Annotated in this window: 12 protein-coding genes and 1 pseudogene; 11 read left to right on the top strand and 2 right to left on the bottom strand. The window is 68.7% G+C overall.

Features of this window, described 5'->3' with window-relative positions; all coding sequences use genetic code 11:
- Positions 1 to 93 precede the first annotated feature (93 nt).
- Positions 94 to 1,626 carry an apolipoprotein N-acyltransferase gene (gene lnt, locus PKO50_RS26760; protein WP_275627723.1) on the top strand — a complete coding sequence of 511 codons (1,533 nt, stop codon included), beginning with the start codon at positions 94 to 96 and terminating at the stop codon, positions 1,624 to 1,626.
- A 311-nt stretch (positions 1,627 to 1,937) separates the two neighbouring features.
- Here lnt and PKO50_RS26765 read toward each other — a convergent pair whose 3' ends face one another.
- Together PKO50_RS26765 and PKO50_RS26770 are read right to left on the bottom strand one after the other, a co-directional pair.
- Entirely contained in the window at positions 1,938 to 2,699 is a 762-nt protein-coding gene (locus tag PKO50_RS26765; RefSeq protein WP_109933668.1) for a YdcF family protein, read from the bottom strand.
- A 50-nt stretch (positions 2,700 to 2,749) separates the two neighbouring features.
- Positions 2,750 to 3,178 (bottom strand): hypothetical protein, encoded by a 429-nt coding sequence (locus PKO50_RS26770; RefSeq protein ID WP_089391229.1) that lies wholly within the window; start codon positions 3,176 to 3,178, stop codon positions 2,750 to 2,752.
- A 237-nt stretch (positions 3,179 to 3,415) separates the two neighbouring features.
- Between PKO50_RS26770 and leuS the strand changes: the two genes are divergently transcribed.
- The 10 genes and pseudogenes from leuS to PKO50_RS26820 all read left to right on the top strand — a co-directional run bounded on the left by leuS (position 3,416) and on the right by PKO50_RS26820 (position 16,791).
- Positions 3,416 to 6,037, top strand: a complete 2,622-nt coding sequence (leuS, locus tag PKO50_RS26775; RefSeq protein WP_275627724.1) for a leucine--tRNA ligase — start codon at positions 3,416 to 3,418, stop codon at positions 6,035 to 6,037.
- 62 nt (positions 6,038 to 6,099) lie between these two features.
- Positions 6,100 to 6,714 (top strand): LPS assembly lipoprotein LptE, encoded by a 615-nt coding sequence (gene lptE, locus PKO50_RS26780; protein WP_109933670.1) that lies wholly within the window; start codon positions 6,100 to 6,102, stop codon positions 6,712 to 6,714.
- A gap of 39 nt (positions 6,715 to 6,753) precedes the next feature.
- Positions 6,754 to 7,791 (top strand): DNA polymerase III subunit delta, encoded by a 1,038-nt coding sequence (gene holA, locus PKO50_RS26785; RefSeq protein WP_275627725.1) that lies wholly within the window; start codon positions 6,754 to 6,756, stop codon positions 7,789 to 7,791.
- Positions 7,792 to 8,494: 703 nt separating this feature from the next.
- A pseudogene (locus PKO50_RS26790) lies at positions 8,495 to 10,167 on the top strand (hydantoinase B/oxoprolinase family protein).
- A gap of 10 nt (positions 10,168 to 10,177) precedes the next feature.
- Positions 10,178 to 12,259, top strand: a complete 2,082-nt coding sequence (locus PKO50_RS26795; protein WP_275627726.1) for a hydantoinase/oxoprolinase family protein — start codon at positions 10,178 to 10,180, stop codon at positions 12,257 to 12,259.
- Positions 12,260 to 12,368: 109 nt separating this feature from the next.
- Positions 12,369 to 13,325, top strand: a complete 957-nt coding sequence (locus tag PKO50_RS26800) for a helix-turn-helix domain-containing protein (RefSeq protein ID WP_109933674.1) — start codon at positions 12,369 to 12,371, stop codon at positions 13,323 to 13,325.
- A gap of 82 nt (positions 13,326 to 13,407) precedes the next feature.
- Positions 13,408 to 13,560: an alternative ribosome rescue factor ArfA gene (arfA, locus tag PKO50_RS26805; RefSeq protein WP_109933675.1), complete on the top strand. Its 153-nt coding sequence runs from the start codon at positions 13,408 to 13,410 to the stop codon at positions 13,558 to 13,560.
- 179 nt (positions 13,561 to 13,739) lie between these two features.
- The gene (locus tag PKO50_RS26810; protein ID WP_275627727.1) at positions 13,740 to 15,074 is read left to right on the top strand and encodes an allantoin permease; all 1,335 of its coding nucleotides are present in this window, start codon (positions 13,740 to 13,742) and stop codon (positions 15,072 to 15,074) included.
- A 76-nt stretch (positions 15,075 to 15,150) separates the two neighbouring features.
- Positions 15,151 to 16,317 (top strand): porin, encoded by a 1,167-nt coding sequence (locus PKO50_RS26815; protein ID WP_275627728.1) that lies wholly within the window; start codon positions 15,151 to 15,153, stop codon positions 16,315 to 16,317.
- A gap of 183 nt (positions 16,318 to 16,500) precedes the next feature.
- Positions 16,501 to 16,791: a hypothetical protein gene (locus PKO50_RS26820; protein ID WP_275627729.1), complete on the top strand. Its 291-nt coding sequence runs from the start codon at positions 16,501 to 16,503 to the stop codon at positions 16,789 to 16,791.
- Positions 16,792 to 16,910 lie beyond the last annotated feature (119 nt).

The following is a 16,910-nucleotide window of genomic DNA, read 5'->3' on the forward strand; positions in this document are numbered from 1 at the left end:
AGACGCCTCATGGCTTTTCGCCGCAGCCCCATAGCCTACCGTTCGTCTCTCCATTACTCTTGCGCATCGCCAAACCGCTTCCAAGGAATACCGATGCGCTGGATCACCCGTCCCGGCTGGCCGGGCCATCTGCTGGCCCTGGCCGCCGGCGCCATCACCCCGCTGGCCCTGGCGCCCTACGGCATCTGGCCGCTGGCGCTGCTCTCCGTCGCCCTGTTCTACCTCGGGCTGCGCGGCGTCACCCCGGGCTCGGCGCTGTGGCGCGGCTGGTGGTACGGCTTCGGCGCCTTCCTCGCCGGCACCGGCTGGATCTACTACAGCATCCATGACTTCGGCGGCGCCTCGCCGGCCCTGGCCGGTTTCCTGGTGGTCGGTTTCAGCGCCGGGGTGGCGTTCTTCTTCGGCCTGCCGGCCTGGCTCTGGGCGCGCATGCTGCGGCGCAACAACGCACCGGTCAGCGACGCCCTGGCCTTCGCCGCGCTGTGGCTGGGCCTGGAAGTGTTCCGCAGTTGGTTCCTCACCGGCTTCCCCTGGCTCTACACCGGCTACAGCCAGCTGCAGGGCCCCCTGGCCGGCCTGGCCCCGATCGGCGGCGTGTGGCTGATTTCCTTCAGCATCGCCCTGTGCGCCGCACTGCTGATCAACCTGCCGCAGCTGACCTTCCGCCCGACGCAACTGGTCGTCGGCCTGGTGCTGCTGCTGGCCCCGTGGATCGCCGGCCTCGTCCTCAAGGGCCACGCCTGGACCAGCCCCGCCGGCGCGCCGCTGACCGTCGCCGCCATCCAGGGCAACATCGCCCAGGACATGAAGTGGGACCCCAAGCACGTCACCGCGCAGCTGGAGCTGTACCGCGACCTCAGCGCCGAGCAGCACGACGTCGACCTGATCGTCCTGCCGGAAACCGCCGTGCCGCTGCTCAAGGACCAGGCCGGCGGCTACCTGGGCATGCTCGACGAGATGGCGAAGCAGAAGCGCGCCGCGCTCATCACCGGCGTGCCCATGCGCCAGCGCGACGCCGACGGCGTGCACTACTACAACGGCATCACCGTGGTCGGCGACGGCAGCGGCGACTACCTCAAGCAGAAGCTGGTGCCCTTCGGCGAGTACGTGCCGCTGCAGGACCTGCTGCGCGGCCTGATCAGCTTCTTCGACCTGCCCATGTCCGACTTCGCCCGCGGCCCGGCCGACCAGGCGCTGCTCAAGGCCAAGGGCTACGCCATCGCGCCGTACATCTGCTACGAAGTGGTCTACCCGGAATTCGCCGCGGGCCTCGCGGCCCAGAGCCAGCTGCTGCTGACCATCAGCAACGACGCCTGGTTCGGCACCTCCATCGGCCCGCTGCAGCACCTGCAGATGGCGCAGATGCGCGCCCTCGAAGCCGGGCGCTGGATGATCCGCGGCACCAACAACGGCGTCACCGCGCTGATCGACCCGCAGGGCCGCATCACCCACGAGATCCCGCAGTTCCAGCAGGGCGTGCTGCGCGGCGAGGCCACTCCGATGCAGGGCCTGACGCCCTACCTGAAATGGCGCCTGTGGCCGCTGGGCACCCTGGCGGTGATCCTGGCGATCTGGACCCTGCTACGCCGCCAGGCCGCCCCCGAGCAGCGCAGGATGTTCGGCTGAGCGTAGGGCGTACAACCGTTCGCGGTTGTACGCCGAGGTTGAGTTCAACGGCGGCTCCGTGCTCGGCGCCGAGCGGAATGTGGCCAAGGTCAGGCGGCGGATAACCGCGAACGGTTATCCGCCCTACGTTCCGGTCTTACAGGCCGCACCGGGGTGCTCTTCGTAGGAGCGAGCTTGCTCGCGAACCGCATGGCACCGCGTTTGTTCGCGAGCAAGCTCGCTCCTACGAGAAGCCACGCTCGCCTGGAACGTAGGAGCGGATTCATCCGCGATAACCGGCCACGCGCCATTCCTGTGCAGGAACGCTCCCTTCAGCGGTAGAACAGGCGGTAGCCCAGCAGTCCCAGCGCCTCGTTGAGCAACTGGTTGCTCTGCCAGAACGCCTTGGCCTCCGGTAGCCAGCCGCCGAACGGCCGGGCGTTGTCCACGCCGATGAAGCCCATCGGCGCCGGCACCACCTCCAGGCCGTTGGCCTCGAAACTCCAGAGCGCGCGGGGCATGTGCTGCGCCTGGGTGACCAGCACCACCCGGCGCACGCCCGCCTGGCGGAGGATTTCCGCGCTCAGGGTGGCGTTCTCCCAGGTGGTGCGGCTGCGCCCTTCCTGCCAGCGCACGCTCACCCCGTAGTCGTCCGCCAGGCTGGTGGCCATGAGCTGCGCCTCGCTGGGCGGCGTGCCGTAGTGCAGGCCGCCGGAGGTCAGCAGCGGCAGGCCGCTGGCCTTGGCCAGGCGCGCGGCGTAGCGCAGCCGCTCGCGGGCCATCAGACCGGGCTGGTCGTCGCCCCAGGCCGGGTCGCCGCGCTCGCGGCCCGCGCCGAGGATGACGATGGCCTCGGCGCGCTGCGCCAGGCCCGCCCATTCGCCGCGGGCCAGGGCCGGCTGGCGCTCCAGCAGGCGCGCGCCCCACTCCACCGTCAGCGGCAGGCTGAGCAGCCAGAAGCCGGCGAACCCGGCGACGAAGCAGGCCGTCGCCAGCCTTGGCCGACGGCGGCGCAGGAAAAAGCCCAGCAACAGGAGGATCAGCAGGATGCCCGGCGGCATCAGGATTTGCTTGACGAGGTAGCGCAGCGGCATCGGCGACTCCTTTCAGGAAGCGCCACAGCCTAGCGGATGAACGCGCGGATTCAACGCCCGCGGGAGCCGCGGAACAACTGCGAGCCGCAGGAGGTGCAGGGCATCACCCCATGCTGGCGGTTGTAGACCACCGGGGTGCCGCACAGCGCGCAGAGCAACTGCAGGTGGCGGTGCGACGGGCGCGTCTTGCCGGCGCTGCCGCCCAGGCGCGCCCGCGTGGAACGGGCGGGAGCGTGTTCGATCAGCGCCAGTTCCTCGGCGGCGGCGTGCCAGCCGCGCAGCCAGTTCACGTCCTGGTCGAGATAGGCGCGGATCAGCTGCATCTCGGCGCTGCTCAGGCCGCGCAGCTCCAACTCCTCGGGATGCTCATCGCGCAGGCGTTCCGCGGTCTCGGCCTCGTCCAGGGCCAGTTCAAGTCGATGCAGCAACCGCTCATAAAGACCGGGACCCGACAAACTCGCACGATGCAGCTCAGCCATCAGTCACCTCAAGCAGGCGGAAACCTCCCGCCCTCAGGCCAAGCTTAGCGTCCCGGCCCCCGGGCCACCGAGCGCGCGACAAACGGCGCGGGCTACCGGCTCGGGGAGGGCTCATGTATGCTACGAGGCTTTATGCAGCCCCTTGCCGGCCGGCCGCCGCGGTGCCCCGGTAAGACGGGAGCGCCCGCTCCGCTCCCACGGCCGCGCCGTCTATTCCGTACAGGTCCAAGTCGCGCCATGCACGAGCAATACCAGCCTCTCGAGATCGAATCCCAGGCCCAGAAGTACTGGAACGAACACAACTCCTTCCGTGTCGAGGAAGTCCCCGGCAAGGAGAAGTTCTACTGCCTGTCGATGTTCCCGTATCCGAGCGGCAAGCTGCACATGGGGCACGTGCGCAACTACACCATCGGCGACGTGATCAGCCGCTACCAGCGCATGCAGGGCCGCAACGTCCTGCAGCCGATGGGCTGGGACGCCTTCGGCATGCCGGCGGAGAACGCCGCGATGAAGAACAACGTCGCCCCCGCCGCCTGGACCTACGACAACATCGCCTACATGAAGGCCCAGCTGAACAGCCTGGGCCTGGCCATCGACTGGTCGCGCGAGGTCACCACCTGCAAGCCGGACTACTACCGCTGGGAGCAGTGGCTGTTCACCCGCCTGTTCGAGAAGGGCGTGATCTACCGCAAGAACGGCACCGTGAACTGGGACCCGGTGGACCAGACCGTGCTGGCCAACGAGCAGGTCATCGACGGCCGTGGCTGGCGCTCGGGCGCGCTGATCGAGAAGCGCGAGATCCCGATGTACTACTTCAAGATCACCGCCTACGCCGAAGAGCTGCTGGAAAGCCTCGACCACCTGCCGGGCTGGCCGGAACAGGTCAAGACCATGCAGCGCAACTGGATCGGCAAGTCCCGCGGCATGGAGATCGCCTTCCCCTATGACCAGGCCTCCATCGGCGAGGCCGGCCAGCTGAAGGTCTTCACCACCCGTCCGGACACCCTGATGGGCGCCACCTACGTGGCCGTGGCCGCCGAACACCCGCTGGCCACCCTGGCCGCCCAGCGCGAGCCGGCCCTGCAGGCGTTCATCGACGAGTGCAAGCGCGGCGGCGTCGCCGAGGCGGACATCGCCACCCAGGAGAAGAAGGGCGTCGCCACTTCCCTGTTCGTCGAGCACCCGCTGACCGGCGAGAAGCTGCCGGTGTGGATCGCCAACTACGTGCTGATGACCTACGGCGAAGGCGCGGTGATGGCCGTGCCGGCCCACGACGAGCGCGACTTCGAGTTCGCCAACAAGTACCGGCTGCCGATCCGGCAGGTGATCACCCTGGCCGCCGGCGACGACGGCTACGACGCCAGCACCTGGCAGGAGTGGTACGGCGCCAAGGACGACAGCGTGCGCACCGTCAACTCCGGCAAGTACGACGGCCTCGGCTACCAGGCCGCGTTCGACGCCATCGGCGCCGACCTCGCCGCCAAGGGCCTGGGCCAGGCGCGCACCCAGTTCCGCCTGCGCGACTGGGGCATCAGCCGCCAGCGCTACTGGGGCTGCCCGATCCCGATCATCCACTGCGACGCCTGCGGCGACGTGCCGGTGCCGGCCGAGCAGTTGCCGGTGGTGCTGCCGGAGAACGTGGTGCCGGATGGCGCCGGCTCGCCGCTGGCCAGGATGCCCGAGTTCTACGAGTGCAGCTGCCCGAAATGCGGCCAGCCAGCCAAGCGCGAAACCGACACCATGGACACCTTCGTCGAGTCGTCCTGGTACTTCGCCCGCTACGCCTGCCCGCAGTTCGAGGACGGCATGCTGGACAAGAAGGCCGCCAACTACTGGCTGCCGGTGGACCAGTACATCGGCGGCATCGAGCACGCCATCCTGCACCTGCTGTACGCGCGCTTCTTCCACAAGCTGATGCGCGACGAAGGCCTGATCGACTCCGACGAGCCGTTCAAGGACCTGCTGACCCAGGGCATGGTGGTCGCCGAGACCTATTACCGCACCACCGCCAACGGCGGCAAGGACTGGTTCAACCCGGCCGACGTGGAAGTCGAGCGTGACGCCAAGGCCAAGGTCGTGGGCGCGCGCCTGAAGACCGACGGCCTGCCGGTGGAGATCGGCGGCACCGAGAAGATGTCCAAGTCGAAGAACAACGGCGTGGACCCGCAGGCCATGATCGACGCCTACGGCGCCGACACCTGCCGCCTGTTCATGATGTTCGCCTCGCCGCCGGACATGAGCCTGGAGTGGTCCGACTCCGGCGTCGAGGGCGCGAGCCGCTTCCTGCGCCGCGTCTGGCGCCTGGCCCAGGCCCACGTCAACGCCGGCTTCGCCGCCGCGGTGGCACAGGACACCCTGAACGACGCGCAGAAGGAAATCCGCCGCGCCATCCACCTGGCCATCAAGCAGGCCAGCCAGGATATCGGCCAGAACCACAAGTTCAACACCGCCATCGCCGCGGTGATGACGCTGATGAACGTGCTGGAGAAGGTCCCGCAGGAAGACGCCGGCAACCGCGCCCTGCTGCAGGAAGGCCTGGAGACCGTCGCCCTGCTGCTGGCGCCGATCACCCCGCACATCTGCCACGTGCTCTGGCACGAACTGGGCCACAATGGCGCGGTGATCGACGCGCCCTGGCCGCAGGTCGACGAGAGCGCCCTGGTGCAGGACACCCTGCAACTGGTGGTGCAGGTCAACGGCAAGCTGCGCGGGCACATCGAAGTGCCGGCGCAGGCCAGCCGCGAGGACGTCGAGGCCACCGCCCGCGCCAACGAGAACGTGCTGCGCTTCACCGACGGCCTGACCATCCGCAAGGTGATCGTGGTCCCCGGCAAGCTGGTCAACATCGTCGCCAACTGATGGCATTCGCCCGCGGCGCCTTGCCGTGGGCAACCCGGATCAACAGGAGTGAGGGAAGCTTGATGAAACGTATCCTGACCGGCATCGCGCTGATCGGCCTGACCACGCTGCTGGCCGCCTGCGGTTTCCACCTGCGCGGCCTGGGCGATACGAACTTCGCGCTGAAGGAAGTCGACCTGAGCGCGCGCAACGCCTATGGCGACACCGTCAAGGACCTGCAGCGCCTGCTGGAGAACAGCGGCGTGAAAGTGACCAGGAGCGCGCCCTACCACCTGTTCCTCGCCCGCGAGGCCGAGACCCAGCGCACCGCCAGCTACAGCAGCTCGGCGCGCAGCGCCGAGTACGAGCTGACCACCACGGTCGACTACGAGGTGCGCGGCGCCGACAACCTGCTGCTGATGACCGACAAGGTCGAAGTGCAGAAGGTCTACCTGCACGACGAGAACAACCTGATCGGCTCCGACCAGGAAGCCGCCCAGCTGCGCAAGGAAATGCGCCGCGACCTGGTGCAGCAGCTCTCCCTGCGCCTGCAGATGCTCACCCCGGCTCGCCTGGAATACCTGCAGCAGCAGGCCGAAGCCAAGGCCAAGGCCGAAGCCGACGCGCTCAAGGCCGCGGACGAGGCGGCCAGGCAGCAGCCGCAGCAGTCGCCGATCGAACTGCCGAAGGCGCAGTAAGAGGACCAGGGGGCCGGCCATGCCGGCCCCCGTACTTTCATGAAGCTCAATCCCGCCCAACTCGCCAAGCACCTGCAGGGCAACCTGGCTCCCGTCTACGTGGTCAGCGGCGATGAGCCGCTGCTCTGCCAGGAAGCCTGCGACGCCATCCGCGCCGCCTGCCGCCAGCGCGACTTCAGCGAGCGCCAGGTGTTCAACGCCGAGGCCAACTTCGACTGGGGCCTGCTGCTGGAGGCCGGCGCCAGCCTCTCGCTGTTCGCCGAGAGGCGCCTGCTGGAACTGCGCCTGCCCTCGGGCAAGCCCGGCGACAAGGGCGCCGCGGCGCTGCAGGAATACCTGCAGCGGCCGCCGGAAGACACGGTGCTGCTGGTCACCCTGCCCAAGCTCGACGGCGCCACCCAGAAGACCAAGTGGGCCAAGGCGCTGATCGACGGCGAGGCCGCGCAGTTCATCCAGATCTGGCCGGTGGACGTGCACCAACTGCCGCAGTGGATCCGCCAGCGCCTGTCCCAGGCCGGGCTGGCCGCCAGCCAGGACGCGGTGGACCTGATCGCCGCGCGGGTGGAAGGCAACCTGCTGGCCGCCGCGCAGGAGATCGAGAAGCTCAAGCTGCTGGCCGACGGCAACCAGCTCGACGCCGCCACCGTGCAGGCGGCGGTGGCCGACAGCGCGCGCTTCGACGTCTTCGGCCTGATCGACGCCGCCCTGGCCGGCGAAGCCGCGCACAGCCTGCGCATGCTCGAAGGCCTGCGCGGCGAGGGCGTGGAGCCGCCGGTGATCCTCTGGGCCCTGGCCCGGGAAATCCGCCAGCTGGCCGGCATCGCCCAGCAGTTCGGCCAGGGCGTGCCCCTGGACAAGGCCTTCGCCCAGTGCCGCCCGCCGGTATGGGACAAGCGCCGCCCGCTGCTCACCCGCGCCCTGCAACGGCACAGCGGTTCGCGCTGGAACCAGCTGCTGCAGGACGCCCAGCTGATCGACGCGCAGATCAAGGGCCAGGCCCAGGGTGACGCCTGGAACGGCCTGGCACGCCTGGCGCTGCTGCTGGCCGGCCAGCGCCTGCCGTTGCCGCCGGGCTGATCTCCCCTGCCGTCTCCCCCGTAGGAGCGGACCTTGTCCGCGATAGCCGGACGTATCGGCGCGTTTCGCGGATAAGATCCGCTCCTACACCATGCCAGCCTCGGCAGTCCCCTGTAGGAGCGCGCCCTGCGCGCGAATCGCGGGCAGGGCCCGCTCCTACAGGTTGATGCCGAACCTCCCCGCCACGCCGGACGGCCCCCCTCTCCCGCTTGCGGGAGAGGGCTGGGGAGAGGGTGCAGAGTCGATCCAAAGCACAGCCGCCGCCGGCAGGCACCGTTCGCGAGCAAGCTCGCTCCTACACAGCGCTCCCCTGTAGGAGCGCGCCCTGCGCGCGATTCGCGGGCAGGGCCCGCTCCTACAGGTTGATGCCGAACCTCCCGCGCATGCCGGACTGCCCCCTCTCCCTTCAGGGAGAGGGCTGGGGAGAGGGAAAGGCGTCAACCCAAAACGCAACCGCCACCGGCAAACACCGTTCGCGAGCAAGCTCGCTCCTACATGGCGCTCCTGCAGGTTGATGCCGGAAAGCCCCGTTCGGCACCTGTGCGCTGCACGACAAGAACCACTGCGCTGCCGCGCAATACGCCCGGCCGGCAGCTCCCTATCGTCGCCCCATCGACCCGCCGATAAGGAGAACAAAGCGATGCCGGCCGATCCGATCACCCTGGCCGTGGTGCGTGGCGCGCTGGAGATGACCCAGCGCGAGATGACCCTGACGCTGGAAAAAACCAGCCGTTCCAGCGTCTTCAACCTCGCCCACGACTACTCCAACGCACTCTTCGACCACCATTCGGAAATGATCCTGCAGGGCCAGGACATCCCCATCCACCTGGGCTCGCTGATCCCGGCGATGAAGGCCGTGTCCGGCTACTTCGGCGACGACATCGCCGAAGGCGACGTGATCTACCACAACGACCCCACCTACGCCGGCAGCCACATCATCGACTGCTGCATGTACAAGCCGGTGTTCTACCAGGGCGAGCTGGTGTTCTGGACCGTGTGCAAGGGCCACCTCACCGACATCGGCGGCCCGGTGCCGGCCGGCTACAACCCCGACGCCAAGGAAATCTATGCCGAGGGCCTGCGCATCCCGCCGGTGAAGCTGTGGGAAAAAGGCCGCCGCCGCGAGGACGTGATCAACCTGCTGCTCACCAACATGCGCGCCCGGCGCAACCAGGAGGGCGACCTCAATGCCCAGTACGGCGCCTGCCGCGTCGGCGAGCGCAACCTCATCGCCCTGCTCGACAAGTACGGCGTGACCACGGTGCGCGAGTGCATCGCCGAACTGAAGGACATGGCCGACCGGCAGATGCGCGAGCTGATCCGCTCGGTGCCCGACGGCAGCTACACCGGCCACGCGGTGCTGGAGGATTCCGGCCACGGCCTGGGCGAGCTGGCCATCAGCGCCACCGTCACCATCAGGGACGACAGCTGCCACATCACCGTGCAGAGCCCACCGCAGGTGCCCTACTTCATCAACTCCTACGCCGGCAACTCGATGTCCGGCATCTACCTGGGGCTGATGATGTTCGCCCAGGTGCCGCCGCCCTATAACGCCGGGCTGTACCGCTGCGTGACCGTGGACCTGGGGCCCAAGGGCACCCTGTGCAACGCCGAGGAGCCGGCGCCCCACGTCAACTGCACCACCACGCCCATGGAGACCCTCACCGACGCCGTGCGCCAGGCCTTCGAGCAGGCCGCGCCGGAACGCGTCACCGCCTCCTGGGGCACACCAGCGGGGTGAACATCGCCGGCGTCGACCCGCGCACCGGCGAGGAATACGTGACCATGGTGCTGGCCTCGATCATCTCCGGCGCCGGCGCCACCTCGGAGCTGGACGGCTGGCACGCCTGCGGCCCGCTGTGCTGCTTCGGCGCGCTCTACTCCGGGGACATCGAGCTGCTGGAGTACAGCTACCCGATCCTCATCCACCGCTACGCGCTGATGGCCGACAGCGCCGGCGCCGGCCAGCTGCGCGGCGGCTCGGGCACCTGCCTGGAAGTGGAGCCGCTGGACCACGAGATGACCGTGATTTCCTTCGGCGAAGGCCGCCAGCGCACCACCATGGGCGCCGCCGGCGCGGCCAACGGCCTGGACGAGCCCAAGCTGGGCGGCGTGGAGATCGTCCGCGCTGGCGAGCACGAGAAGCACACGCGCAACGTCATGACCGTGCTCAAGCCCGGCGAACGCTTGGTCAACCGCACCCCCGGGGGCGGCGGCTACGGCCCGGCCTTCCGCCGCCTGCCCGAGGCCGTGGCGCGCGACGTGCGCGACGGTCTGGTCTCGCCGCGCGGTGCCGAACTCGACTACGGCGTGGTGCTTACCAGCGCCGGCGAGGTCGACCAGAAAGCCACCGCCCAACGCCGCCAAACCGCCTGAGGAACCCGACATGCACAGCCAATACCGCCTCGGCGTCGACGCCGGCGGCACTTTCACCGATTTCATCCTGGCCGAACGCGAAGGCCGCGTGCACCTGTTCAAGGCACTTTCCACCCCGCAGGACGGCACCCTGGCCATCGCCGACGGCCTGCGCCAGATCAGCCAGGCGCTGGGCCGCCCGGTGGAAGAGGTAGTCGCCAACTGCGACCTCTGCATCAACGGCACCACGGTGGCGCTGAACGCGCTGATCGAGCTCAAGGGCGTCAAGGTCGGCCTGCTGGCCACCGCCGGCCACGAGGACAGCATCGAGATCCGCCTGGGCCACAAGGAAGAAGGCTACCGCTACGACCCCGACTACCCGCCGGCGCCGCAGCTGGCCCAGCGCTTCCTGCGCCGTCCGGTGCGCGGGCGCATCCTCGCCGACGGCCGCGAGCACACGCCACTGAACGAGAGCGACGTGCGCGACGCCGCCAGGCTGTTCGCCGAACAGGGCGTGGAGGCGGTCGCCGTGTCCTTCCTCTGGTCGGTGCGCAACCCGGCCCACGAGCAGCGCGCCGTGGCCATCCTGCGCGAGATGCTGCCGGGGGTGTTCGTCTGCAGCGGCACCGAGGTGTTCCCGCAGATCCGCGAATACACCCGCACCTCCACCACCCTGGTCAACGCCTACCTGAGCCCGGTGATGGCGCGCTACGTGGCGAGGATCGACGACTACTTCCGCCAGCTCGGCGCCCAGCGCCCGGTGCGCTACTTCCAGTCCAACGGCGGCCTGGCCACCGGCGAGCACATGCGCGGCCGCGCGGTGAACGCGATCAACTCCGGCCCGGCCTCGGCGCCCCAGGCCGGGCTGTTCGTGGCCCAGCCGTTCGGCATCCGCAACGTCATCACCGTGGACATGGGCGGCACCTCCTTCGACATCACCCTGACCCGCGAAGGCAAGACCAACCTCAGCCGCGACGCCGACTTCCTGCGCCAGCGCATCGGCGTGCCGATGATCCAGGTCGAGACCCTCGGCGCCGGCGGCGGCTCCATCGCCCACATCAACCCCTACGGCATGCTCGAGGTGGGCCCGCAGAGCGCCGGCTCCAGCCCCGGCCCGGTGGCCTACGGCCAGGGCGGCGAGCTGCCGACGGTGACCGACGCCAACCTGGCGCTGGGCTACCTCAACCCCGAGGCGCGCCTGGGCGGGCGCATCAGCCTGGACCGCGAGGCGGCGCTGGCGGCGATCCGCGCGAAGATCGCCAAGCCCCTGGGCATGGACGTGGACAAGGCGGCCTGGGGCATCCACGCCATCGTCAACGCCAACATGGTCAACGGCATCCGCCGCGTGTCCATCGAGCGCGGCTACGACCCGCGGGACTTCGCCCTGATCGGCGCCGGCGGCGCGGCGGGCGTGCACATGACCGCGCTGGCCGAGGACATGGGCATCGACACCGTGCTAATTCCCAAGGTCGCCTCGGGCCTGTGCGCGCTGGGGCAGATACTCTCCGACGTGAAGCACAACTACCTGGCCACCTACCCCATCCTGGCCCGCGAGGACGCCGACCTGGCCGGCCTGGAGGCGGCCTTCGTCGAGCTGGAACAGCAGGGCCGCGCCACCCTGCGCGGCGACGGCTTCGCCGACGCGGACATCGCCGTGGTGCGCAGCCTGGAGATGCGCTACGTCGGGCAGATCCACGAATGCACCGTGGAGATCGGCGACATGCCGGTCGACGCGCGGACGCTGCCGGCCATAGTCGAGGCCTTCCACCGCCGCCACGAGGCGCTCTACACCTACGCCGAGGCGGACAACCCGGTGGAGATCGTCAACCTGGAAAGCCAGGTGATCGGCCGCGTCTCGCGCCCGCCCTTCCCCAGCCTGCCGGCCAGCGACGGCCACGCCCAACGGGCCCTGGCCGGCAGCCGGCCGATGCTCTTCGGCGAGGACGGCATCTGGACCGACACCCCGGTGTACCAGGGCGAGCTGCTGCTGGCCGGCGACCGCCTGCACGGCCCGGCGGTGGTCGAGGAAGCCACCACCAACATCCTCATCCGCCCCGGCTGGGTGGTGGAACTGCACGAATCCGGCTGCTACCGCCTGAGCCGCCAGCGCTGAGCCCGGAACGCCGGACCTCCCGCGGAGGTCCGGCGCCGGGGCGCCCGGCCATCAAGGCACAAGAGCTGCATGGACATTACAACCCGAACACGCTGCAAGCGCTTCTGCCATGACCAAGCAAACCAGCTTCGACACCACCGCCATTGCCGGCGCGCAACGCCAGGAATACTGGAAGCGTTGCGTCAGCGACACCTATTTCCCGCTGGAACTGGACTACATGGCAGGCGACAGCTTCCAGGGCCGGCTGGAGCTTTTCAGCCTGGGCGACCTGAGCCTGTCCTACCTCGATTCCTCCCCTCTGCGCTACCGCCGCCAGAGCCACCATCTCGGCCAGTGCGAGGACGAGTCGTTTCTGCTCTCCCTGCCCCTGCGCAGCTGTTTCGAATTTACCCAGCGCGGCCGCCGTACCGTCTGCCAGCCCGGCAGCTTCGTGCTGGAACGCAGCGGCGAACCCTACGAATTCCTCTACGCCCAGAGCAACGCCCTGTGGGTGCTGAAACTGCCCGAACGCACCCTGCGCCGCCACGTGGCCACGCCCGACCAGCGTTGCGCGCTGAATTTCGACGCCACCCGCGGCGCCGGTGCGCTGTTCGCCGACTACCTGGCCCTCAGCGCGCGCCGCCTGGGCGAACTCGAACCCGGCGACGGCCAGCGCCTGAGCCGCCAATTGCTCGAACTGCTGGGCATGGCCCTGGAACGCCAGCACCCCGGCGAAAGCCAGTCCAGCGCCGTCGCCACGGCCCACCTGCGCCGCGTCGAGCAGCACATCCACCGCCACCTCGACGACAGCAGCCTGAACCCCGCCGGCATCGCCCAGGCCTGCGGCATTTCGGTGCGCTACCTGCACCGGCTGTTCCAGGGCAGCGGCCGCAGCGTGCAGGAGTGGGTCCGCGAACTGCGCCTGCAGGCGTGCCACGATGCCCTGCTGGTCACGCCGCCACCGCCGTCCATCGGCGAGCTGGCCTACCGCTGGGGCTTCGCCGACCAGGCCCACTTCAACCGCGCCTTCAAGGCCCGCTACGGCATCGCGCCCGGCGAGCTGCGCCGGGCACCGCGGATCAACTGACCTGCGGCCTGGACATCCCCGGTGAAAGCGCCGATGATGCCGATGCCCGCAATGGGCGGGCGTTCGTCCCGAGGAGAAGACCATGGCGAAGAAAGCCAAACGGCCGAACAAGGCCAAGTCCCTGATAGCCCAACCGCTGTTCCGCAGCCGCCAGGAACACCCCCTGAAAGGTAAAGGCAGCTACCGCCGCGAAGCCTCCCGCAACTGGGAGGCTTCGTTCTTTCTGGCCGCCTGAAATCCCCTCGAAAGCCCCCCGCATCACCCTCATCGCCATTCCCCCTCCCTCTGCCTGAAGCCCCTGCCCGCCCGCTTGCGCTGGCCGACAAAACTTCCTGCGCTGTCGACAAATACCCGGCCAGGCCATTCCCCTAATGTCGTGCGACCGCTCATTTCAACAACAACAAGGGGACGGTCATGGCAGGAGCAATCTCGAATTCGGCTTCATCCACGGAACTCGCCGCGGGAGTGATTCCCGAGGCCCATCGGCTCAGCCGCGGTTCGCTGACGATGGCCTGGTGGGGCATCTGCAGCGCGATGTTCTACCTGGTGGTCGCCGCGGCGCTGGCAATGGGCTACGGCACCCTCAACGCACTCATCGGCCTGCTGCTGTCGGTACTCAGCTACGGGGCGATCAACGCAATCATCAGCCGCTACGCCATCGCCAGCGGGCTGTCGGTGGCGCTCTTCTCCCAGGTGCTGTTCGGCAAGGCCGGCGCGGCCCTGGCCACGCTGATCTTCTGCGCCACGGCGGTCTACTACAGCGTGTTCGAGGGCTCGGTGATGGCCGTGGCGCTGCAGCACAGCTTCCCCGCGCTGGGCACCCACGCCTCGGCGCTGGTGGTCGTGATCTACAGCGTGCTGATGATCTTCGGCAACGCCATGCGCCGGCTGGACAAGCTCAACGGCCTGCTGCTGCCGCTCTACCTCATCGGCCTGTTCGCCCTGGTCGGCATGAGCATCGCCGAATACGGCTATTCCACGGCCTGGCTGGAGCTGGCCCCGCCGGGCGGCCCGGTGGCGCACGGCTGGTGGAACTGCTTCACCTACTTCATGGGCGTCTGGGTGCTGATGATGTACACCTGGGACTACGCCCGCTACGGCCGGCCCGAGGATAGCGACTACCACGCGCGGGTGAACTTCGGCATGCCCTTCTACGTGGTCACCTTCCTGCTCAACGGCACGGTCGGCATCTTCCTCGCCGCCACCATCCCCAGCGACGGCGGCCTGAGCGAGGTCTCGGTGGTGCTGGCGATCATCAAGCTGATGGGGCTGGGCGGCCTGCTGTTCGTCTGGATCACCCAGACGCGCATCAACACCGGCAACTTCTTCCTCGCCGCGACCAACATGCAGGCCTTCTTCGCCCGCCTGGGCCTGGGCCGGGTGCCCTACGCGGCCTGGGCGCTGCTGACCGGGACACTGGTCTACCTGCTGATGCTGCTGGACGTCTTCGGCTACATCCTCCAGGCGCTGTCGTACCAGAGCATCTTCATCGTCTCCTGGGTGGCGATCGCCCTCGCGCAGATCCGCAGGACGCGCGGCCAGCCGGGCGGCTATCCCGCGCAACTGCCCGCCTTCAATGCCCGCGGCCTGCTGACCTGGTTCATCTCCGCCGCAGTGGGCATCGTCCTGCTCGGCCATGCCGAGCTGTCCAGCTTCTCCGCGCCGGCCTCCTTCTGCCTGGCCTTCCTCGGCTACCTGTGGGCGCCCTCCCTCGCCCGCCGTCCGCTGGCCGGAAGCGACATCGGCTGACCGGGCCCAGGCCACGGGCGGCCCGGCGCCGCCCGCTCCCGACAACAAGAACCGACAAACATTGGAGCAGTCCACGATGCAACTGCATCTCCGGCTTATCGCCTGCATTTTGCCGCTGACCCTGCTGGCCCACCCGGCCAACGCGGCATCCATCACCGACGACCTCGACCTCGGCGGCGCCCTGCGCGGCCGCCTGGACTACGATCCGGACCGGGATATTTCCAAGTTCAGCTTCGACACCTTCTTCCTCACCGCCGACTACCATTCCGACACCTGGATAGCCGCGGCCAAGTACCGCTTCTACGGCGATGCCTACCCCTACGAATACACCGACCGGGTCGGCGACATCGCCTTCGCCGAGTACGCCTGGGTCGGCTACAGGTTCTCCGCGCAGCGCCAGGTGCAGGTCGGCCAGACGCCCATCCCGTTCGGCCTGCTGCCGTATTTCGGCAGCACCTTCTTCGAGACCCTGGGCAATGTGATAGGCCTGGAAGACACCCAGGACATCGGCGTGAAATACCTGCAGAACACCGATGGCTGGGACCTGCAGGCCGCCTACTACCCCATCCCGGCGGAACAGGGGCGCGGCACCAGCCGCGGCGGGCGCACCTACGGCACCAGCGTGGCCACGGCCGACGACTACGTGGCCGACGGCAGCGACAACCATGAACGCAACATCCTGGTCGGCCGGCTGGCCCGCAAGTTCGAAGCCGGCGGCTGGAATTCGGAGATCGGCGCTTCCGTGCTGGGCTCGACCCTCGACAACCGGGACACCGACGAGAACGGCAGCCGCTACGCCTTCGCCCTGCACTACAGCGGCAAGCGCGGCCCCTGGGGCATCCAGGCGCAGGCGACGCGCCAGCAGATGAACGCGAAGAACCCGGGGACCGACGAACTGGTCAGCTTCGGCAGCTTCGACGGCACCTTCAACGTCGCGGCCAAGGGCAACCTCTACGTCGCCGACCTCAGCTACGACATCCCCGGCCGCTACGGCTGGCTCTCCGGCATCAAGCTCTACGGCAACTACAGCCTGTTCGACAAGGACGAAAGCGCCTTCAGCGACTCCCAGCGCCTCATCCTGGGCAGCTCGTTCAGCCTCGGCCCGCTGTGGATAGCCCTGGAATGGCTGCACGGCAGGAACGACCCGTACATCGGCGGCAGCGACTACACCCAGAGCCTGGGCGCCGGCGGCACCGGCCATTGGGAAAACCAGCTGTACAGCAACATCGGCTACTACTTCTGAGGCCCGGCCTGCCCGCCGGGGCAGGCGATGCGGCGGCCATCCGCCGGGGAAGCACGGAGGCTTCCCCGACGAACGGTGTCGGGCGGGCGAGCATCGGCCGCTGCCCGCCCTCCGGCAAGATCGATGGAACTCCTGCCCCCCGTGCGGCCTCCATGGAATAGACACGACACCCGGAGATGCACGATGAACACCAGGACACTCGCCGCCGGCCTGGTGCTGGCCCTGCTGCCCGTGGCCCATTCGGCCTGGGCCTTCTGTTCCGACCAGGAAGCCGAGGCCAAGGGGCGCCAGGTGGCGGAAAAGGTCGCCTCCATCACCCAGCGCGACCCGCAAACCGCCAAGCGCCTCAACGAACAGCTCGCCGCCATGAAAAAGAGCCGCTCCAGCAAGGAACGTCCGGACGACTGCGCAGCCTACGAGCAGATGCTCAAGGAACTGGAACAGAGCGCCGCCAAGGCCAAGTCCTCCCCCTGAACCTGCAACAGCCTGTCATCGTGGCACCCGGCCCGGCGGCAGACGCCCCGCCGTCCGCATGCTAAGGTGGCCGCTGCCTGAAGAACCCGCCGAGGAGCGCAATGCGCACACCCGCTTCA

The organism is Pseudomonas sp. 273, assembly GCF_029201425.1.
Taxonomy (GTDB): domain Bacteria; phylum Pseudomonadota; class Gammaproteobacteria; order Pseudomonadales; family Pseudomonadaceae; genus Pseudomonas; species Pseudomonas delhiensis.